General features: G+C 64.6%; 19 protein-coding genes. 8 read left to right on the forward strand and 11 right to left on the reverse strand.

The window, feature by feature from the left end; genetic code table 11:
- Nucleotides 1-3: 3 nt before the first annotated feature.
- Both AC0L2O_RS18440 and AC0L2O_RS18445 read right to left on the reverse strand, forming a co-directional pair.
- Nucleotides 4-969 (reverse strand): DMT family transporter, encoded by a 966-nt coding sequence (locus AC0L2O_RS18440; RefSeq protein WP_473370687.1) that lies wholly within the window; start codon nt 967-969, stop codon nt 4-6.
- Nucleotides 970-1,043: 74 nt separating this feature from the next.
- Nucleotides 1,044-1,523 (reverse strand): PaaI family thioesterase, encoded by a 480-nt coding sequence (locus AC0L2O_RS18445; RefSeq protein ID WP_473370688.1) that lies wholly within the window; start codon nt 1,521-1,523, stop codon nt 1,044-1,046.
- Nucleotides 1,524-1,706: 183 nt separating this feature from the next.
- Here AC0L2O_RS18445 and purL point away from each other — a divergent pair, with 183 nt between their 5' ends.
- A complete protein-coding gene (gene purL, locus AC0L2O_RS18450; RefSeq protein WP_473370689.1) occupies nt 1,707-3,917 on the forward strand; it encodes a phosphoribosylformylglycinamidine synthase subunit PurL in 2,211 nt (736 codons plus the stop codon).
- A 38-nt stretch (nt 3,918-3,955) separates the two neighbouring features.
- Here the strand turns inward: purL and AC0L2O_RS18455 are convergent, their stop codons facing one another.
- Entirely contained in the window at nt 3,956-5,143 is a 1,188-nt protein-coding gene (locus AC0L2O_RS18455; protein ID WP_409188115.1) for an acyltransferase family protein, read from the reverse strand.
- 176 nt (nt 5,144-5,319) lie between these two features.
- On the opposite strand from AC0L2O_RS18455, the gene AC0L2O_RS18460 reads away from it, so the two are divergent.
- A complete protein-coding gene (locus AC0L2O_RS18460; RefSeq protein ID WP_220002954.1) occupies nt 5,320-5,493 on the forward strand; it encodes a DUF1328 domain-containing protein in 174 nt (57 codons plus the stop codon).
- Between the two features lie 172 nt (nt 5,494-5,665).
- On the opposite strand, the gene AC0L2O_RS18465 is transcribed toward AC0L2O_RS18460, so the two are convergent.
- Nucleotides 5,666-6,025, reverse strand: coding sequence for a DUF427 domain-containing protein (locus tag AC0L2O_RS18465; protein ID WP_369722735.1), 360 nt, complete (start codon nt 6,023-6,025; stop codon nt 5,666-5,668).
- 196 nt (nt 6,026-6,221) lie between these two features.
- Between AC0L2O_RS18465 and AC0L2O_RS18470 the strand changes: the two genes are divergently transcribed.
- Both AC0L2O_RS18470 and AC0L2O_RS18475 read left to right on the forward strand, forming a co-directional pair.
- On the forward strand, nt 6,222-6,473 hold the full coding sequence (locus tag AC0L2O_RS18470; RefSeq protein ID WP_369722736.1) for a BolA family protein: 252 nt from the start codon (nt 6,222-6,224) through the stop codon (nt 6,471-6,473).
- A 42-nt stretch (nt 6,474-6,515) separates the two neighbouring features.
- Nucleotides 6,516-7,709: a low temperature requirement protein A gene (locus tag AC0L2O_RS18475; protein ID WP_473370690.1), complete on the forward strand. Its 1,194-nt coding sequence runs from the start codon at nt 6,516-6,518 to the stop codon at nt 7,707-7,709.
- A gap of 235 nt (nt 7,710-7,944) precedes the next feature.
- On the opposite strand, the gene egtD is transcribed toward AC0L2O_RS18475, so the two are convergent.
- Both egtD and egtB read right to left on the reverse strand, forming a co-directional pair.
- Nucleotides 7,945-8,916 carry an L-histidine N(alpha)-methyltransferase gene (gene egtD / locus AC0L2O_RS18480; RefSeq protein ID WP_369722738.1) on the reverse strand — a complete coding sequence of 324 codons (972 nt, stop codon included), beginning with the start codon at nt 8,914-8,916 and terminating at the stop codon, nt 7,945-7,947.
- 50 nt (nt 8,917-8,966) lie between these two features.
- Nucleotides 8,967-10,265, reverse strand: coding sequence for an ergothioneine biosynthesis protein EgtB (gene egtB / locus AC0L2O_RS18485; RefSeq protein WP_473370768.1), 1,299 nt, complete (start codon nt 10,263-10,265; stop codon nt 8,967-8,969).
- 228 nt (nt 10,266-10,493) lie between these two features.
- Here egtB and grxD point away from each other — a divergent pair, with 228 nt between their 5' ends.
- From grxD to AC0L2O_RS18505, 4 genes are read left to right on the forward strand one after another with little or no spacing between them, the layout of a single operon-like run.
- Nucleotides 10,494-10,820, forward strand: coding sequence for a Grx4 family monothiol glutaredoxin (grxD, locus tag AC0L2O_RS18490; RefSeq protein ID WP_007602294.1), 327 nt, complete (start codon nt 10,494-10,496; stop codon nt 10,818-10,820).
- Between the two features lie 3 nt (nt 10,821-10,823).
- Nucleotides 10,824-11,375, forward strand: coding sequence for an O-acetyl-ADP-ribose deacetylase (locus AC0L2O_RS18495; RefSeq protein WP_473370691.1), 552 nt, complete (start codon nt 10,824-10,826; stop codon nt 11,373-11,375).
- A 46-nt stretch (nt 11,376-11,421) separates the two neighbouring features.
- Nucleotides 11,422-12,708: a serine hydrolase domain-containing protein gene (locus tag AC0L2O_RS18500; protein ID WP_409188121.1), complete on the forward strand. Its 1,287-nt coding sequence runs from the start codon at nt 11,422-11,424 to the stop codon at nt 12,706-12,708.
- Nucleotides 12,689-13,954, forward strand: coding sequence for a serine hydrolase domain-containing protein (locus tag AC0L2O_RS18505; RefSeq protein WP_473370692.1), 1,266 nt, complete (start codon nt 12,689-12,691; stop codon nt 13,952-13,954). Before AC0L2O_RS18500 ends, AC0L2O_RS18505 begins: the two co-directional genes overlap by 20 nt.
- A gap of 101 nt (nt 13,955-14,055) precedes the next feature.
- Here AC0L2O_RS18505 and AC0L2O_RS18510 read toward each other — a convergent pair whose 3' ends face one another.
- The 5 genes from AC0L2O_RS18510 to murI form a co-directional block, all read right to left on the reverse strand.
- Nucleotides 14,056-15,123, reverse strand: coding sequence for a threonine aldolase family protein (locus AC0L2O_RS18510; protein WP_473370693.1), 1,068 nt, complete (start codon nt 15,121-15,123; stop codon nt 14,056-14,058).
- Nucleotides 15,124-15,209: 86 nt separating this feature from the next.
- A complete protein-coding gene (gene rpsD / locus AC0L2O_RS18515; protein ID WP_473370694.1) occupies nt 15,210-15,827 on the reverse strand; it encodes a 30S ribosomal protein S4 in 618 nt (205 codons plus the stop codon).
- A gap of 198 nt (nt 15,828-16,025) precedes the next feature.
- Nucleotides 16,026-16,793, reverse strand: coding sequence for an acyltransferase (locus AC0L2O_RS18520; RefSeq protein ID WP_473370695.1), 768 nt, complete (start codon nt 16,791-16,793; stop codon nt 16,026-16,028).
- A gap of 197 nt (nt 16,794-16,990) precedes the next feature.
- The gene (locus AC0L2O_RS18525) at nt 16,991-17,764 is read right to left on the reverse strand and encodes an HpcH/HpaI aldolase family protein (protein WP_473370696.1); all 774 of its coding nucleotides are present in this window, start codon (nt 17,762-17,764) and stop codon (nt 16,991-16,993) included.
- Between the two features lie 61 nt (nt 17,765-17,825).
- Entirely contained in the window at nt 17,826-18,623 is a 798-nt protein-coding gene (gene murI, locus AC0L2O_RS18530; protein WP_473370697.1) for a glutamate racemase, read from the reverse strand.
- Between the last annotated feature and the right edge of the window lie 23 nt (nt 18,624-18,646).

The following is an 18,646-nucleotide window of genomic DNA, read 5'->3' on the forward strand; positions in this document are numbered from 1 at the left end:
GTTCTAGCGCAGTTTCATCCGCTCCACCGGCACCGTCATAGCGGCAACGCCCGCCATGACCAGCAGCACTCCCAGCACGAGGTTCGCCGGCACGCTCTCGCCGAGCAGCAGCACAGATAGCCCCACGCCGATCGGAATGCGCAAGTACCCTTGCGCGTTCGTCGTCAGCGTGCCGAGCCGTCCAAGGCACATGTAGAACAGCATCAGCCCGAGTGCACTGGAGACGATCCCCATGACGATGGTGGCGACGATCGCCGTCGGGGTCGGATGCAGCGTCCAGGGCTGATCGATGATCAGCGAGGGCGGCAGCAGCACGAGGCCGCCGAACAGCAGCGAACCGGCCGCCACCACCATCGGATCGTAATCGGACAGCCGCAGGCCGAAGATGGTCGCGCAGGCAAACGAGATCGTGGCAAGCAGGATCGCGATCTCGGCCACGATCTCGCTACTGAGACCGCGCAGCGCATCGAGGCCGACGATGACGATTGTGCCGGCGAGGCCGAGGATCGCGCCCGCCAGCTTCAACAGCGTCGCCGGCTCGTGGCGGGTGATCAGCGACGTGATCAGGAAGGCAAAAATCGGCGTCGTCGAGGCCAGCACCGCCGTGTTCGAGGCCGGCACATAGAGCTGCGACCAGGTGATGATTAGGAACGGGAAGGTCGAGTTGATCAGCTGCTGGACCGCGAACAACTTCCAGGCTTTGGCGTCGGTGGGGATCCTGACGCCACGCATCCACAGGATCGCGAACAGGAAGGCGGCCGCGATCAGCGAGCGCACCGAGATGAAGGTGATCGGCGGGATCGTGTCCAGCGCGAGCTTGGCCAGTGGATAGGTCGAGCTCCAGCAACACGCGAGCGCGAACAGCAGCGCGTAGTCACGCCAGTTGCGCGCGCCGATGGCGCTCACGGACGGTGACGGCGATGCTTCGGATGCTGCCGTTCGCCCCACCCTCGATGTGCTCTGCGGCACCTTGATCTTGCTCCCAGCGCGACAGCGCTCGGATCAAGTCTGGGCGAGGGGGCGCCAAAAGGGAAGGCGGCGAGCTATGCGTTGGGCTGAGGTTGCGCCTTCCGCTTCACCCGCTTGATCGTCCCGGAAAAGGTGAACAGTGGCCGTCCGCCGGACGTCAGCTTGCCGCGCAGGAAAATCAGCGAGCCGCCGGCGCGGGAGACCTCGCCGACGCATTCGATCAACTCGCCTTCGCGCGCCGCATCGAGGAAGTCGCAAGCGAAATTGGTGGTCACCGCTGGCCCATCGAGTTCGTGGGTGGCGATCGCGAACAGGCAATAGTCGGCGAATGCCATGAAGCATCCGCCATGAACGTTCCCGGAGCCGTTGAGGTGCTTTTTCTCGACCCGGAAGGCTGAGCGGACGCTGCCGTCCTGCTCGATCTTGTGCCAGAACGGGCCGATATGGCTCTCGAAACTGTCGCGAATCCAGGTCCGCCAGCCCGCAAATTCGCCCTCGGTGGCGATGTGGAGGTCGGGGCGGCGGGGCGGGGGCGCTTTGGTCAATTCGTGCAAGGAAATGGGCCTTCAATTGCGGGTCTCTAGCCCTTAAATCCGATCTGTCCGCGCCGTGCAATTCCTGTTCCCGCGACCCCCGGCCGCAAAACGTGGGACAGCGGGAAAATGCGCCATAAAGGGCTTTTCCAAGTCCCCTGATGTTCTTAAGAACGGCCAACTGCTGCCGAAAGCCCCGAATCCATGAAGAACGAACCCAAGATCACCCCCGAGCTCATTGCCGCCCACGGGCTCAAGCCGGACGAGTATGAGCGCATCCTGAAGCTGATCGGACGGCAGCCGACCTTCACCGAGCTCGGCATCTTCTCGGCGATGTGGAACGAGCACTGCTCGTACAAATCCTCGCGCCTCCATCTGAAGGGCCTCCCGACCAAGGCGCCCTGGGTGATTCAGGGCCCCGGCGAGAACGCCGGCGTGATCGACATCGGCGACGGCCAGGCCGTGGTCTTCAAGATGGAGAGCCACAACCATCCGAGCTACATCGAGCCCTATCAGGGCGCGACCACCGGCGTGGGCGGTATCCTGCGCGACGTCTTCACCATGGGCGCGCGCCCGATCGCCTGCCTCAATGCGCTGAGCTTTGGCGCGCCCGAGCACGCCAGGACCCGGCATCTGGTCTCCGGCGTGGTTGCCGGTGTCGGGGGCTACGGCAATTCCTTCGGCGTGCCGACGGTCGGCGGCCAGGTGCGCTTCCACACCCGCTATGACGGCAACATCCTCGTCAACGCCATGGCGGTCGGCCTCGCCGAGACCGACAAGATCTTCTATGCGGCCGCCTCCGGCGTGAACATGCCGATCGTGTATCTCGGCTCCAAGACAGGGCGCGACGGCATCCACGGTGCCTCGATGGCCTCGGCCGAGTTCGATGACAAGTCCGAGGAGAAGCGCCCGACCGTGCAGGTCGGTGACCCCTTCGCCGAGAAGCTGCTGCTCGAGGCCTGCCTCGAGATCATGGAAGCCGATTGCGTGATCGCGATCCAGGACATGGGCGCGGCGGGCCTGACCTGCTCGGCGGTCGAGATGGGTGCCAAGGGCGATCTCGGCGTCGATCTCGATCTCGACGCGGTGCCGACCCGGGAGACCGGCATGAGCGCCTACGAGATGATGCTCTCGGAGAGCCAGGAGCGCATGCTCATGGTGCTCAAGCCCGAGAAGGAGAAGGAAGCCGAGGCGATCTTCAAGAAGTGGGGGCTCGATTTCGCCGTGGTCGGCTACACCACGCCGAGCAAGCGCTTCGTGGTCAAGCATGGCGGCGACGTCATGGCCGACCTGCCGATCAAAGAACTCGGCGACGAGGCGCCGCTCTATGACCGCCCGCATGTCGCCTCCGCCGCGCTGCCGGTCGTGCACGCCCGCGAGGTGCCCGCGCCAATGGGTGTCGGTGCCGCGCTGGAAAAGCTGATCGGCACGCCGGACATGTGCAGCAAGCGCTGGGTCTGGGAGCAGTACGACCACGTCATCCTCGGCAACACCATGCAGCGCCCCGGCGGCGATGCCGCAGTCGTGCGCGTTCAGGATGGACCGAAGGGCCTGGCGCTGACCGTCGACGTCACGCCGCGCTACTGCGAAGCCGATCCCTACCAGGGCGGCATGCAGGCGGTGGCGGAAGCCTGGCGCAACATCACCGCCGTTGGCGGCAAGCCGCTCGCGATCACCGACAATCTCAACTTCGGCAATCCGGAGCGGCCCGAGATCATGGGCCAGTTCGTCGGCTGCCTGAAGGGCATTTCGGACGCCTGCCGCGCGCTCGACTTCCCGGTCGTTTCCGGCAACGTCTCGCTCTACAACGAAACCAATGGCCGCGCGATCCTGCCGACGCCTTCGATCGGCGGTGTCGGTCTGCTCGACGACTTCACCAAATCCGCTTCGCTCGCCTTCAAGGCGGAGGGTGACGCGATCCTGCTGATCGGTGAGACCCACGGCTGGCTCGGCCAGTCGGTTTATCTCCGCGACATCTGCGGTCGCGAAGAGGGCGCGCCGCCGCCGGTCGACCTCGCCGCCGAGAAGCGCAACGGCGATTGCGTGCGTGGCATGATCCATGCCGGCACCGCCACCGCCGCCCATGATCTCTCGGATGGGGGCCTGCTGGTCGCACTCGCCGAGATGGCGATGGCCAGCGGGATCGGCGCGAAGCTGCTCGCCGCGCCAAGCGCGCTCGTGTCGCAGGCCTATTGGTTCGGCGAAGACCAGGCGCGCTATCTCGTCACCGTGCCGGAAGCAGAAGCCGGCCGTGTGTTGGCCAAGATGCGCGGCTGCGAGGTGCCCTGCGTGCGGATCGGCACCACCGGCGGCGAGGCGATTGCGATCGCCGGCGAAGCACCGGTTGCGATCGACACGCTGCGCGCCTCGTTCGAGCGCTGGCTGCCGGAATATATGAGCGGGAAGGCGGCCTGAGGGGCTGCCTCAAACTCCATCCGGGCTACGGGTCACGTCTACAACACGTGCGAGGCGCCCGGAATCTTTCGCAGCGCCGCTGTCAGGCCCCAGCTCAGGATCACCGTGAGCACGAAGACGATCGCGGCCTTCACGATCGCGGGCAGTGCGTAATCGAACAGCGCGTATTGAAGCCACAGTGCGATCGGGTAGTGCACCAGGAACATGCCATAGGCATCCGCCTGCATGCGATCGAGCAGGTTCGGCGCCGGCGACTTCTGGTGCAGGAAGAAGGCGAGGATCGCGAGCAGGATCGCGGCCGAGAACAGCGCCAGACACGTGCCATAGATCGCCTGGTACCAGTGCGGCAGCACGTCGGGATTTCCGAGGATCTCGCGCTTGATGTAGATCATGCCCCACATCAGGCAGTAGGGGACCAGGGTCGCGATCACCCACAGCCAGCGGCTCTTCGGGAGCTGGCCGTCGGCGCTAAGGATGCCACGATCGAAATTCGCCGCACCGACGCTGACGCCAATGAAGAAATAGGCGAAGTAGAGCAGAATGCGGCTTGCCTGCACCGAGAAGGGCCCGAACTCGAACCATTTGTTGGCGCCGAAATACATCAGCACCGGCACGTAGACGCTGACGGTCACGACCGCGAGCATCAGCCAGAACAGGGCCGGGCGCTCAAAGCCTGCGAGCGAGACGCGATTGCCCGGATCGACCAGATGCGCCGAAACCCGGTAGAGCAGGCTCGCGGTGAGGTCGAATGCCAACAGCACCCACACGAACCAGATTGGGCCGCTCGGCCACGGGCCGACGGTGACGGTCTTCCACCAGAACGCCGCGAAGGTCAGCTCAGGATTTTCCCGCAGCGCGATCGCGTAATAAGCGAGCGGAATGACGGTGAAAGCCGCGATCGCGAACGGCAGTCCCAGCCGCAGCAGGCGGTCGCGCAGGAAGACCGATGGCGCCTTGCGCGCGATGCCGGACCACGTGAACAGGCCCGACAGGAAGAAGAACATCGCCATGAAGAAGCTGTCGGTGGCGAGCACGACGATGTCGAACCCGATCCAGGAGGTCGGGTCGGTATGGCCGAAATAGGTATAGGGAATGACGGCGTGATGCAGCAGCACCACCAGCGTCAGGAAGGTGCGGGCGCGGTCGAGCGAGAGGTTGCGCGCCTTGCTCGTGGCGCCAGCGTGAACCTCCGCACCGACCGCGGCAGAATGTGACATCGTGATCATGGTCGCCCCAGTCGCGCTCTTGTCTCGCCCGGACTCTGCAACCGGGAACCCGATTCAGCAAGGCCGGTTTCGGCCGTGCCACTCCGCAGCGCACCGTTAGGAACCAGTTCCGCCTGCCGAAGTTAGCGTCCACGAAAACGGGTGCGGACTGCGTAGCCACGGTCAAGGAGATAGCGATGACGATCCTGAAATGGGCGCTGATTTTCCTCTTGATCTCGATCGTGGCCGGCGTGCTCGGCTTCACCGGCATCTCGGCCGCATCCGCCGATGTCGCCCGCTTCCTGTTCTACGTCTTCGTCGTGATCTTCCTGGTGCTGCTGATCCTGGGGCTCACAGTCTTCAGGGCGTAGCTTCCCACGTTGCCACGTACTCAATCGTCATGCCCGGGCTCGTCCCGCCTGCGCGGCCGAAGCCGCTTCGGCGAGGCGAAGGCCCGGGCATCTACGTCTTCGTATCGGCAGCGGTCAAGAACGTGGATGGCCGGGACGAGCCCGGCCATGACGGTGGCATACAGCGCCGGCTTTACCCAACTTCCTCGATTTTCACCTTGTCCGGATAGAAGGCGAGATGGCCGGAAATCTCGGTCATCGCGGGGAAGGGCGTCTCGTAGGTCCAGATCGCGTTCTCGAGCGTGTTGCCGCCGGCCTTGATGCTGTAATAGCTCGCCTCGCCCTTGTAGGGGCAGTGGGTGGTGCGGTCGGTGCGCTCCAGCAGCGCCATGTTGGCGTCTTCCCGCGGTACATATTGCACCGCCGGATATTTGGCCTCCTTCAGCGTCAGCGCCTTGGCGCTATCCGCGATCACGATATCGCCGGCCGTCACGCGGACGCGCCGGGGGTTTTGGGTGATGGTGATGGGATGGTCCGGGCCGGGAAGCTTCATGATTCACGCCTTTTCGATCAATCTGCCGTGCGCGGCACTTTGTCGTGCCTTTATCCTGCTGGAAGCGGGAATATAGTGGGTCGGTGCGTGACCTAGAAGACCGTTCACGCTAAGTTTGGCCGCCGGTCCGGGGACCCCGGCAGCGATTCCAGGCCGAGACTGATTCGAAAGCTGAGAGAGAAGGAGCGAGACCCGAATGCCAATGGACGCCCACGATATCGAGGCGATGATCAAGGCAGCGATCCCCGATGCCGAGGTGACCATCCGTGACCTCGCCGGCGATGGCGACCACTATGCCGCGACCGTGATCTCGGAATCCTTCCGCGGCAAGTCCCGCGTCCAGCAGCATCAGATCGTCTATCAGTCCTTGCGCGGCCAGATGGGCGGCGTGCTGCATGCGCTGGCGCTGCAAACCGGGGTACCCGGACCCGGGGTGCCCGGCACTTGAGCTGACCAGCACCTGATCTGATCGCGGGGCGGGGGAACGAGAATGGCTGCGGACAATCCGCGCGGCGCGATGTTTCGCGTGATCGTGCCGAACCAGCCGAGCCGCGTGACTAATGCGGAGCTGTTCTTCGATCTCGTCTTCGTCTTCGCGATCACGCAAGTCTCGCATACGCTGCTGCACCACTTCACGCCGCTTGCCGCGGTCGAGGTCACGCTGCTGTTTCTCGCGGTGTGGTGGGTGTGGGTCTACACCGCCTGGGTCACCAACTGGCTCAACCCCGAGCTGACGCCGGTCCGCATCCTGATCTTCCTGATGATGCTGGGTGGTCTGGTGCTGTCGACGACGATCCCGACCGCGTTCGAGGGCCGCGGGCTCTGGTTCGCCATCGCCTATGCGGCCATGCAGGTTGGACGCACCGCGTTCTGGCTGTTCGCAACCCCGCGCCATCGCACCGCGGTGCGGCACAACGCGATCCGCATCCTGGTCTGGCTCTGCGGCTCCGCGATCCTCTGGATCCTGGGCGGTCTGGCCCATGGGCAGGAGAGGCTGTGGTTCTGGGTCGTGGCGTTGACGATCGAATACGTCGCGCCCGCGGCTCGCTTCTGGGTCCCCAAGCTGGGCTTCTCGTCGGTCGAGGCCTGGGCCGTCGAGGGCGGCCACATGGCCGAGCGCTGCGCCGGCTTCATCATCATCGCGCTCGGCGAGGCCGTCGTCGTCAACGGGGCGACCTTTGCCGAATTGGACTGGACCGCGGACAATATTCTGGCCTTCGTCTCGGCGCTGGTCGGCAGCATCGCGATGTGGTGGGTCTATTTCCACAAGGGCGCCGAGGCCGGCTCCGAGCGGATCTCGAAGGCTGCTGAGTCGGGTCGGCTGGCGCGGCTCGCTTACACCTATCTGCACATGCCGATCGTGGCCGGCATCATCCTGACCGCGGTCGCGGACGAGCTGGTGCTGAAGCATCCGACCGGGCATTCCGACCTCCGGACGATCGTGAGCGCGGTCGGCGGGCCGCTGGTGTTCCTGGTCGGCACCATCCTGTTCAAGCATTCGATCCGCGGTTTCCTCCAGCTCTCGCACGGCATCGGCATCATCCTGCTGCTGGCGCTGTCCTGGTTCGCAGCCGATCTTTCGCCGCTCGCGCTGTCGGTCGCGACCAGCGTGATCATGATCGTCGTGGCGGTGTGGGAATCGGTGTCGCTGGGATCGAGGCCGGAAGAGGCGGCGGAGCGCTGACCGCGGCTGGGGGCGATCACATGTAGCTTTCTGCGCGCCTCGTCCTTCGAGACGACCGCTTCGCGGTCTCCTCAGGATGAGGCTAAGCAGCAATCGCAGCCCGTTGAAACTGCTGCCGCACACCCGGTCCTCATCCTGAGGGCCCGCCAAAGGCGGGCGTCTCGAAGGATGTGCCGCAAGGAAACCGCTCTCCAATAATCCTCCGGCTGGCCGCTCTAGCGAAGCGGTGGAGCGTTTACTCCGCCACCTCCAGTGCGTGCACAGAGAACATTGTCGCTGCGTCCGTCCAGCTCTCGCGCACCCGCCAGCCGGCGCCTTGCGCCAGCGCGGCGAAGCGCTCGAGGCTGTATTTGTAGCTGTTCTCGGTGTGGATGCTCTCGCCCGCGCGGAACGAGAAGCTGGTCCCGAGCAGGCGGACGGTCTGGCTCTTCTTGCTGATCAGATGCATCTCGATCCGATGCCGCTCGCGATTGTAGATCGCGCGATGGGTGAAGGCGGAGAGGTCGAAATTGCCGCCGAGCTCGCGGTTGATCCGCACCAGAACGTTGAGGTTGAAACGCGCGGTGACGCCGGCCGCATCGTTATAGGCGTCGTGCAGCACGCGCTCCTCCTTTTCGAGATCGGCGCCGATGATCATTTGTGCGCCCTCGCCGAGAATCTTGCGTGCGCTCTTCAAAAACGCCTGGGCCTGCTCCGGCTCGAAATTGCCGATCGTGGACCCGGGGAAGAAGCCGACCTTCGGCATCGACGCGACCGCCTCCGGCAGCTCGAACGGGGTGGTGAAGTCGGCCGCGACCGGATAGATGCCGAGCGACGGAAAATCCCGCTTGAGGCCGTTCGCCTGCGCCTTCAGGAAATCGCCGGAGATGTCGACGGGCACATAGGCTGCGAATTTGCAGTGCCTGAGCAGCAGGCGGACCTTTGTCGTGGCGCCTGCACCGAATTCGACCAGGGCCGCATGTTCCGGAATGATTTTCGCGATCTCGCTGCCGCGCTCGGTCAGGATCGCAAGCTCGGTGCGCGTCGGATAATATTCCGGCAGGCGCGTGATCGCCTCGAACAGCTCCGAACCCGTGGCGTCGTAGAAATATTTCGGCGACAGCTTTTTCGGCTGCTGCGACAGGTCCTCGATGGCCTCGCGGGCGAATGCGGTGGTTTGCTCGTCGGGAAGATGGGCTTCGGCCAAAGCGCTGGCGTGCACATTCATGATACTCTCCTGAACGCGCTGTCCGGCGCGCATTTGTCGGATCAGAATTCTTACTGGTAGTCGGCGAGCCGCAATCCCGTGAATTGCCAGCGGTGGTGCGGATAGAAGAAGTTGCGATAGGTGACACGGCTGTGACCGTCGGGCGTCGCGAGCGATGACCCGCGCAGCACCAGCTGGTTCACCATGAACTTGCCGTTGTACTCGCCGAGCGCGCCTTCGATGGCGCGATAGCCGGGGTAGGGGGAGTAGGAAGATCGCGTCCACTGCCAGACGATGCCGAAAGCGTCGTTGAGCTGGCCTGCGCGCGCCGCGACCTCCCATTCCATCTCAGTCGGCAGATGCTTGCCCGCCCAGCGCGCGAACGCGTCGGCCTCGTAATAACTGACATGGCAGACCGGTGCGCTGAGATCGACCGGCTTGAGGCCAGCCAGTGTCATCGCATGCCACTGACCGTCGATCTCGCGCCAATGGCCCGGGGCTTCCCAGCCCTCGTTGCTCACGGTGGCAAAGCCGTCCATCAGCCACAGCGTCGCGGTTCGATAGCCGCCGTCGCGCATGAAGGCCAGCCATTCGCCATTGGTGACGAGATTGCGGGCGATCCTAACCGGACCGACGAGAGCGCGATGCGCCGGCTTCTCGTTGTCGAAATGAAAGCTGTCGTCGGCATGGCCGACGGTGTGGATGCCTTCGTTCAGCGTCAGCCAATCCTCGGGGGTTCGCGTCGAAGCCGGGAAACGCCAATCCGGATCATAGGCCGGCGGAATTGGGTTCTGCGCAAACGCGTGCAGGACGTCGGTGAACATCAATTCCTGATGCTGCTGCTCGTGATTGAGCCCGACCTCGACCAGCGGCGCGATCCCCCGAAGCTTGTCCTCGCCGGCCTCGCGGAAGAATTTTACGACGGCCGCATCGACATATCTACGATAGGCGCCGACCTGATCGGCGCTGGGCCGGGTGATGTCGCCGCGACGATGGCGGGAATGACGGGGGCCGGCGCTGACGTAATAGGAATTGAACAGAAATGCGAAATCGGGGTGGAAGGACCGATAGCCAGGGGCGTGCTCGCCGAGCAGGAATTGCTCCCAGAACCAGGTGGTGTGCGCCCGATGCCATTTCGTCGGGCTTGCGTCCGGCATGGACTGGATCTGCTGGTCCTCGGGCGACAGGGGCGCGGCCCGGCGTTCGGTCTCGCCGCGGACGGTGACAAACGCGTCCTGAAGCCGCTGGGCGAGGTCACCCGCGCCGGAAGATGGTGACGAAAGCGCGGGGGCGGCCGTGGCGGAGGCTTGTTTCGTCACGTTTTTCTCCAGACAGGACAAGAGAACGTTGTTGGCGTTGCCGGGTTCCAAAACCAAGGTTCGTCCTAGATAGGGGCTCCGTTACGGTATGAAAGTCCTCCTCCTCGATGATATTAGTGTCATCAGCCCATGGCCGGCACCGGCTGTCCGGGTCTCGTCGCCGCCATTTTACTTTGGATGCACAACGGTTTGGGCTACATATATAGGCAGGTATCGGGTTAGATCGGCCGAGCCGGCCCGAAGAGATTGGTCTGGGCTCGGCCCCAGAAGGACATGGATATGAGCATCGAGGAATTTATCGCCAACGAAGTGAAGTCGAACGACGTGGTTCTGTTCATGAAGGGCACGCCGCAATTTCCGCAGTGCGGTTTCTCCGGCCAGGTCGTCCAGATCCTCGACCATATCGGCGTCGGTTATAAGGGCCTCAACGTCCTCGAGTCCGCCGAGCTGCGCAACGGCATCAAAGACTATTCGAACTGGCCGACCATTCCGCAGCTCTACGTCAAGGGTGAGTTCGTCGGCGGCTGCGACATTGTCCGCGAGATGTTCCAGGCCGGCGAATTGCAGCAGCTCTTCTCCGAGAAGGGCGTCGCCGTCGCGGCCTGACGCTTGGCCACGCTGACGCGCCGGATTGGCGGCGCACAGCTCGAGGTCATCGTTGCCGACATCACCACGCTGAGCGTTGACGCCATCGTCAACGCGGCCAACAACTCGCTCCTTGGCGGCGGCGGCGTGGATGGTGCGATCCATCGGGCGGCCGGGCCTGATCTCCTCGCCGAATGCCGGATGCTCCACGGCTGCCAGACGGGCGACGCCAAGATCACCAAGGCCTATCGGCTCAAGGCCGCGCATGTGATTCACACCGTCGGGCCGGTCTGGAACGGCGGCACGCTCGGCGAGGACGATCTGCTCGCCTCCTGCTATCGCCGTTCGATCGAGCTTTGCGGAAAGCTCAAGCTGAGATCGGTGGCATTCCCCGCGATTTCGACCGGCGTTTTCCGGTTTCCTGCCGACCGCGCCACCGATATTGCGGTGCGCACGACAATCCAAATGCTGCCCGCGGCGCCGTCCGTCACCCATGTCGTGTTTTGCTGCTTCTCCGAGCCGAGCGCCAGGCTCCATGCCGAGGCGCTTGCGCGGCACGGTGGGCCTTGTACCTGATGGCGCGGTCAGTACACTCCTCTCGGCCATGTTCCGGGGAGGGGATATGATTTTACGTTCTGGATTGCGCTCGTTGGTCTGCGGCACTCTGGCATCGCTGGCCGCGATCTCGCTTGCGCGCGCTGAGGGCACCTACGAAATTCCAGCCGGCGCGCATTTCAATCAGGAGAAGCTCGCCAAGATCAGCGACTTCTTCAAGAACGAGGTTGCGACCGGCAAGATCGCCGGCGCCACCGTGCTGATCCAGCAGCACGGCAAGCCGGTCTACCACGAAGCGTTTGGCGTGCAGGACGTGGTCAGCAAGGCACCGATCACTGACAAGACGATCTTCCGCCTGTTCTCGATGAGCAAGGCGATCACGTCCGTGGTCGCGGTCCGGTTGATCGAGGACGGTACGATCAAGCTCGACGATCCCGTCTCGAAATACATCCCGTCCTTCGCCAATGTGAAGGTCGGCGTCGAGAAGAAGGCCGAGGACGGCACCAAATCGCTTGAGCTGGTGCCGCCGAACCGGCCGATGACGGTGAAGGATCTGATGACCCAAACGTCGGGCATCACCTACGGCTTCTATGGCGACAGCCTCGTGCGCCAGGCCTATCGCGCCGCCAATATCTATGCCGGCGATTTCGATCTTGCCGAGTTCGCCGAGCGCATCGCAAAATTGCCGCTGCACAACCAGCCCGGCGCGCTATGGCAATACGGCCATTCCACCGACATCCTGGCGCGTGTCATGGAAGTTGCAACTGGCAAGCCGCTGCTGGATATCGAACGGGAGAAGCTGCTCGGCCCGCTCGGGATGGTCGATACCGGGTTCTTCGTCACCGACCCCGAGAAGCAGAAGCTTCTGGCACAGCCGGTGCCGAACGACAGCGATTTCCGGGTTGGCCGGATCAATGATCCGACGGTCGTCAAGAAGATCCAGTTCGCCAGCGGCGGCATGGTCACCACGATGGCCGATTATGAGCGCTTTACGCAGATGCTGCTCAACGGCGGGAGTCTCGACGGCAAGACCATCCTCAAGCCCGAGACGTTCAAGCTGATGACGACCGATCAGATTGGCCCGAACTCGGGCGTCGATCGCGATTATTTCTACTTCCCCGGCGACGGTTTTGGCTTCGGCCTCGGGCTCGCGGTCCGCACCGATCCCGGCAACGCCAAGCCGCCTCCGCCCGGCGATCTCGGCGAACTGAAATGGGACGGCGCCTCCGGCTGCTATTTCGTGGTCGATCCCAAGCAGGACATGTTCTTCGTCCTGCTGGAGCAGACCCCGACCGAGCGCCAGCGCGTGCAGCGGACATTGAAGCAGTTGATCTATGAGGCCATGGAGAACTGAGGCTCTCGTTGGAGCCGTTCTCGTTGCCGCCCTCGCCCTGCTGGTCGGCGCGACCCGGCCGGTCCGTGCCGAAGCGCCGGTCGCGCGCAGCTTCTCGACCGCGGGACTTGCGCGCGTCAGCGCGTTTCTTCGCGGCGAGGTGGCGGCCGGCAAGATTCCCGGCGCGATCCTGTTGATCCAGCAGCACGGCAAGCCCGTGCTCTCCGAGACGTTCGGACTGCGCGATGCGAAGGCGGCGCGGCCGATGACGAATGACGCGATCTTCCGCCTCTATTCGATGTCGAAACCGATCACCTCGGTAGCGGCGATGATGCTGGTGGACGACGGCAGGCTCGCACTCGACGATGCTGTCGCGAAATACATTCCGGCTTTCGCGAATGTGCAGGTTGGCGTCCCGCAGGCCGACGGCGAGCTGGCGCTCCAGCCGCTCGCGCGGCCGATCATGGTGCGCGACCTGCTTCGACATACCTCTGGCATCACCTACGGATTCTACGGCAGCAGTCCCGTGCGCAAGCTCTATGCGCAAGCCGGGCTGTTCGACGGCGATCCCGACAATGCGCAATTTGTCGAGCGACTCTCGCGCCTGCCGCTGGCCGAGCAGCCGGGAACGCTCTGGGACTATGGCCATTCCACCGATGTGCTCGGACGTGTGATCGAGGTTGCAGCCGGCCTGTCGCTTTATCGATTCGAGAAAGAGCGGCTGCTCGATCCGCTGGGGATGCGGGATACTGCGTTCTTCGTCGCCGACGATGCCAAGCGATCGCTGATCGCCGAGCCCTTGCCGGGCGACTGGTTCGATCATCCCGTCGCCGGCATCAAGGAGGCGACTGCGCCGCATCGCTGGGAATCCGGCGGGGCCGGGATGGTGGGCACGATCGGCGACTATGCGCGCTTCGCGCAGATGCTGCTCAATGGCGGTGAGTTCGAGGATCGACGCTATCTCAGGCGCGAGACGCTCGCGCTGATGGTGTCGGACCAGATCGGCGAGGCAACCGGAGTGAGGAAGGATCCCGAATTCTACTTTCCCGGGGCCGACAGCGGCTTCGGCCTGGGCTTTGCCGTTCGTACGCGAGCCACGCCACTGCTTCGGGCGGGCGAGTACCGTTGGGACGGTGTCGGCGGCACCTTCTTCTTCATCGATCCCGCCGACGACATGTTCGTGATCTGCATGATGCAGTCGCCGTCGCAGCGCGGTCCGATCCAGGACGACTTGAAGCGGCTGATCTATCAGGCGATGGCGCGCTGATCTCGGATTGGCGTAGCCCGGATGGAGCCAAGCGCAATCCGGGGCGGTCTCACCAAGCGAACAGAACCCGGATTACGCTCCGCTCCATCCGGGCTACAGACTTACGCTCCGCGCACGATCTCGCGCACGTAGCCGATCGTCTCCTCGATCTGGCCGGTATTGACATCAAGATGCGTGCAGGCGCGGATGCGGCCGTCCATCATTGCGAGCGTCACGCCGCGCTGGCGGAGTGCCGCGACCATCTTGTCGCCGGGAATACCGGCGCCGTCGGGTTTGAAGAACACGAGATTGGTCTCGGGCTCCTGCACCTCGACGCCTGCGATCTGCGACAGTCCGCGGGCGAGCGCGCGGGCATTGGCGTGGTCGTCGGCAAGGCGATCGACGTGATGGTCGAGAGCGTAGATGCAGGCTGCCGCACAGATTCCGGCCTGCCGCATCGAGCCGCCGAGGCGTTGCTTCCATTGCCAGACCGCATCGACGAAGGCGCGCGAGCCCGCGAGCACGCCGCCGATCGGCGCGCCCAAGCCCTTGGAGAAGTCGATCCAGGCCGAATCCCAGCCGGCGGTCATATCGCGCGGCGAGATGCCGCTCGCGACGGTGGCGTTCAGCAGGCGGGCGCCGTCCATGTGGGTGACGAGGCCGTGTTGCCTGGCGATCGCGACGATCTCGTCGAGCGCGGCCTTCTTCCAGATCGTGCCGCCGCCGATATTGGCGGTCTGCTCGACGCTGACGACCGTCTGCGGCGGCTGGTAGCGCGTGCGCGGATGCAGCGCCTTGCGGAACGTCTCCGGCGTGAACTGGCCATCGGGTCCCTTTAATTGCGTGACCTGGAAGCCGCCGATCGCGGCATGCGCACCGCCTTCGCGCGCGATGATGTGCGCGCTCTCATGCGCGAGAATCTCGTCGCCGGGACGGCAATGCACCAGCGTCGCGGTGACGTTGCACATCGTGCCCGACGGCATGTACACGGCGGCCTCCTTGCCGAGCAACGCGGCGACGCGCTCGCACAGCGCATTCACGGTCGGATCGTCGCCGACCTGCTCGTCACCGACCTCCGCCCGCGCCATCGCCTCGCGCATCGCGGGCGTCGGCTTGGTCTGCGTGTCCGACAGCAGATTGATGCGCACCGGCGGCGCTTTGGGATCAACGGGGGGAGGGGTGTAGAGCATGCGATGCCTCCTGAAGCAGGACGGCCACTGACGTGGCTCTTAAGCAAAAAGGCCCCGGCGAACCGGGGCCTTTCGATAATCAGATCTTAGCGCGAATAGAATTCGACGACCAGATGGGGCTCCATCTGCACCGGGAACGGCACGTCGGAGAGGCCGGGGATGCGGATGTATTTCGCGGTCATCTTGCCGTGGTCGACTTCGAGATAGTCGGGCGTGTCGCGCTCGGGGAGCTGGCTTGCCTCGAGAACATGGGCGAGCTGCTTGGAGGCTTCCTTCACCTCGATGAGGTCGCCGAGCTTGACCTGGTAGCTCGAGATGTTGACCTTGCGGCCGTTCACCTTGATGTGGCCGTGGTTGATGAACTGGCGGGCGGCGAAGATCGTGGAGACGAACTTGGCGCGGTACACGACCGCGTCGAGACGGCGCTCGAGCAGGCCGATCAGGTTCTCGCCGGTGTCGCCCTTGAGGCGGCTCGCCTCGACATAGATGCCGTGGAACTGACGCTCGCTGATGTTGGCGTAGTAGCCCTTCAGCTTCTGCTTGGCGCGGAGCTGCACGCCGAAATCGGAGAGCTTGCCCTTGCGGCGCTGGCCGTGCTGGCCGGGACCGTACTCGCGGCGGTTGACGGGGCTCTTCGGGCGGCCCCAGATGTTCTGGCCCATACGGCGGTCGAGCTTGTACTTGGCTTCACTGCGCTTAGTCATCGCGTCCTCTGTGGGTTCACGGTTTGAGGAAACGCGCCCTCCTGTGTGACGGGCAAGCCCGGCACCGACAGGTCCGATCCCCAAAGCATAGAGGGCAGGACCACGGGTCGCGAAACAATTCGCGGGCCGAAATCGGCCCGCGAGCAAGCGGCTTTTAGGGGAGATTGGGCCGTTCTGTCAATGCGAATAGCCGCGAAATCAGGTCCCGACGGCCCGGATCGGCTTTGGGCCGGCTGCGCGCAATTCGGCAGCGATTTCAGTGTTCAGGACCTGTTCCAGCCGGGTCAGGACCCGGGCGATCGGGGCGCCGTCGGTCACGCGGTGGTCCCAGCGGATCACAACTTGGATGGTCTGGTCCGGCTCGACCACCCCATAACTGACAATGTAGGGCCCTGGGGTGATGGGGTGAAGCTCGCCGCCGCCATAGGCGGCCACCGAGCTCACCGCGAAGCTGCCGAACCAGTTGCCGCGCTGCCGGCCGAAATTCAGGCCGATCGCCCAGGACCCGCGCCGCAGCGGCAGCGGCAGACGGGTTGCCCGCATGATCTTGCGGAACATCGGGACCTCGTCGATCGGCGCCGTCTTGGCGTGCCGGATCTCGGCATCGATCGCGCCCAATGCCATGGCCTCGGGAGCTGCGATTCGCTGCGGCATCACGCATTCCTCGCCGTCCTCGACCCGGGCGATGGCCACCAGCGCCACGCTCTTCGGCAGCTCGTAGAGCATCGGCCATGGCCATTTGGCGTAGACGGTGCGCAGGACCGGCTCATCCATGGCAACCAGGGCGAAGGCTTTGACGAACATCGCGGCCCAGCCGGCCGGGGCAGCCGCCCCGGCGCGGGCCTCGAGCAGCGGACGGATGTTGAGAGGACGGGATAACGAGACGAACGGCACGCCCATCGAGGCGCGCATGAGGTCGATAATCAGGCGACGCGGCAGCGAAATCTTGTTTGGTTGACCGCGCATCGTTCTCCGGTTCCGGCAAGGCTGAAATAAGTGCGGGGAGGAGCCGCCCGCGCGCTGCCCGCTTTAGCATGAACCAACCCGCTTGGGGTCGGCCGGTTCGCCGCATCAGGGGGGCCGGCGAGGCAAACGGCTTGGATTTGGGTGGCGACAAAAAATTTAGGTTATATCAATGACTTATGCCGCATGTTTGGGGCCGATCAGCGCTTGATCCCTTCGAAAGCCGCCATGATGCCGCGCTGGAACAGCGACCAGTCGAAGCCGAGCGCGATGGCGCGGTAGCCGCGGTCGATCAACGCGTTGGCCTGGTCTGGGGTGCGGGCGACCCCGCCAATCGGGACGCCGCTCTTGAGGATGCCGGCCTCGGCGCGCGCGATCAGCTCCAGCAATTCCGGATCGTCCATCTGGCCGCGCTTGTTGATGGAGGTGGCGAGATCGCCGGGACCGATCACTGCGACGTCGATGCCGGGCGTGGCCATGATCTCGTCGATGCAGTTGACCGCGTCGACATGCTCGATCGTGATCATGCAGATCATCTCGTCGTCGGCGCTGGCCATATAGTCCGGCATCGACTGGCCCCAGCGGAACGGTGCATGGAAGGGACCCCACAGACGATCGCCGCGCGGCGGGTAGCGTACGCTGCGCACCGCCTTCTCGGCATCGGCGCGATTGGTGATCATCGGAAAATTGATGCCAAAGGCGCCGATATCCATCGGAGCTTTGGCAAGCCATGGCTCGTTGGCGGCGATCCGCACCAGCGGCGTGCAGGGCGTGCCGGTCGTGGCGGCAATCATCGCATGCGCCTCTGTGAGCCCGATCGGCCCATGCTCGAGGTCGACGATGATCCAGTCGAGCGAGCGCGCCATGATCTGCACCGTCTGCACGCTCGGGATGGTCGCGATCGCGCCGAAGGCGGGGCGGCCCTCGCGCCAGAGCTGGCGGAGACGGTTCAGCGGCGGAGTCGGGACCGACATGGGATGACCTGAATGGAGATGGCGACGGCGGAGCCTAGCAGCGCGCCGGAGAGCCGCAAAGTCAGGCGAGCACGCGGCCGCCGAAGAACGGCGTCAGTGCAGGCCCAAGGCCATGAGCGCGGTTCGAGGTGAAGATCATCTCGGCTCCCGGCTGCGCGATGCCGCTGCTGGGCGGTCCGAGCACATCGGAGACACGGCGCGCGATCGCGGGCGCCGGATCGATCCAGTCCACCGGCCAGGGCGCCAGCTTCTTGAACCGGTCGAGCAGCAGCGGATAATGCGTGCAGGCGAGCACCACCGTATCGGTGCGGGCGCCTGCGTCGGCGAGATCGCCGACGAAACAGGGCGCGAGTTCGGCGAGGATGTCGCCGTCGCTGATCGGCTGACCGCCGAGCTCGCGTTCGGCGAGCGAAGCGAGTTCGGGCGAGCCGACCAGCGTCACCTCGCAGCCTTGCGCGAAATCGCGGATCAGCGCGTGGGTGTATTCGCGTTTCACCGTGCCCTTGGTGCCGAGCACCGAGACGCGGCGGCTCTTCGATTGCGCGCAAGCCGGCTTGATCGCCGGCACCGTGCCGACGAAGGGCACGGAATAGGCGGCTCGCAGGTGCGACATCACCAGGGTGGAGGCGGTATTGCAGGCGATGACGACGAGGTCGGGATCGTGCGCGCCGATCAGCTCGCCCATCAGCGGCACCACCCGGGCGATGATCTCGTCCTCGCTGTGGTGGCCGTACGGGAAGAAGGCATCATCGGCAACATAGACATAATGCGCGTCCGGGCGCGCGGCCACGACCTCGCGGAGCACCGTGAGTCCGCCAAGGCCGGAATCGAAGACCAGGATCGTCGGGGAATAAGTCACGCCGTCACCCTATCACTCCATGG

Source organism: Bradyrhizobium sp. Kon10 (assembly GCF_055807395.1).

What these genes read in the sequence shown, in the direction of transcription:
- purL (WP_473370689.1), top strand. Translation starts at nt 1,707, where the DNA reads ATGAAGAACGAACCCAAGATCACCCCCGAGCTCATTGCCGCCCACGGG.
- AC0L2O_RS18455 (WP_409188115.1), bottom strand. Translation starts at nt 5,143, where the DNA reads ATGATCACGATGTCACATTCTGCCGCGGTCGGTGCGGAGGTTCACGCT.
- AC0L2O_RS18460 (WP_220002954.1), top strand. Translation starts at nt 5,320, where the DNA reads ATGACGATCCTGAAATGGGCGCTGATTTTCCTCTTGATCTCGATCGTG.
- AC0L2O_RS18465 (WP_369722735.1), bottom strand. Translation starts at nt 6,025, where the DNA reads ATGAAGCTTCCCGGCCCGGACCATCCCATCACCATCACCCAAAACCCC.
- AC0L2O_RS18470 (WP_369722736.1), top strand. Translation starts at nt 6,222, where the DNA reads ATGCCAATGGACGCCCACGATATCGAGGCGATGATCAAGGCAGCGATC.
- AC0L2O_RS18475 (WP_473370690.1), top strand. Translation starts at nt 6,516, where the DNA reads ATGGCTGCGGACAATCCGCGCGGCGCGATGTTTCGCGTGATCGTGCCG.
- egtD (WP_369722738.1), bottom strand. Translation starts at nt 8,916, where the DNA reads ATGAATGTGCACGCCAGCGCTTTGGCCGAAGCCCATCTTCCCGACGAG.
- grxD (WP_007602294.1), top strand. Translation starts at nt 10,494, where the DNA reads ATGAGCATCGAGGAATTTATCGCCAACGAAGTGAAGTCGAACGACGTG.
- AC0L2O_RS18500 (WP_409188121.1), top strand. Translation starts at nt 11,422, where the DNA reads ATGATTTTACGTTCTGGATTGCGCTCGTTGGTCTGCGGCACTCTGGCA.
- AC0L2O_RS18505 (WP_473370692.1), top strand. Translation starts at nt 12,689, where the DNA reads ATGAGGCCATGGAGAACTGAGGCTCTCGTTGGAGCCGTTCTCGTTGCC.
- AC0L2O_RS18510 (WP_473370693.1), bottom strand. Translation starts at nt 15,123, where the DNA reads ATGCTCTACACCCCTCCCCCCGTTGATCCCAAAGCGCCGCCGGTGCGC.
- rpsD (WP_473370694.1), bottom strand. Translation starts at nt 15,827, where the DNA reads ATGACTAAGCGCAGTGAAGCCAAGTACAAGCTCGACCGCCGTATGGGC.
- AC0L2O_RS18520 (WP_473370695.1), bottom strand. Translation starts at nt 16,793, where the DNA reads ATGCGCGGTCAACCAAACAAGATTTCGCTGCCGCGTCGCCTGATTATC.
- AC0L2O_RS18525 (WP_473370696.1), bottom strand. Translation starts at nt 17,764, where the DNA reads ATGTCGGTCCCGACTCCGCCGCTGAACCGTCTCCGCCAGCTCTGGCGC.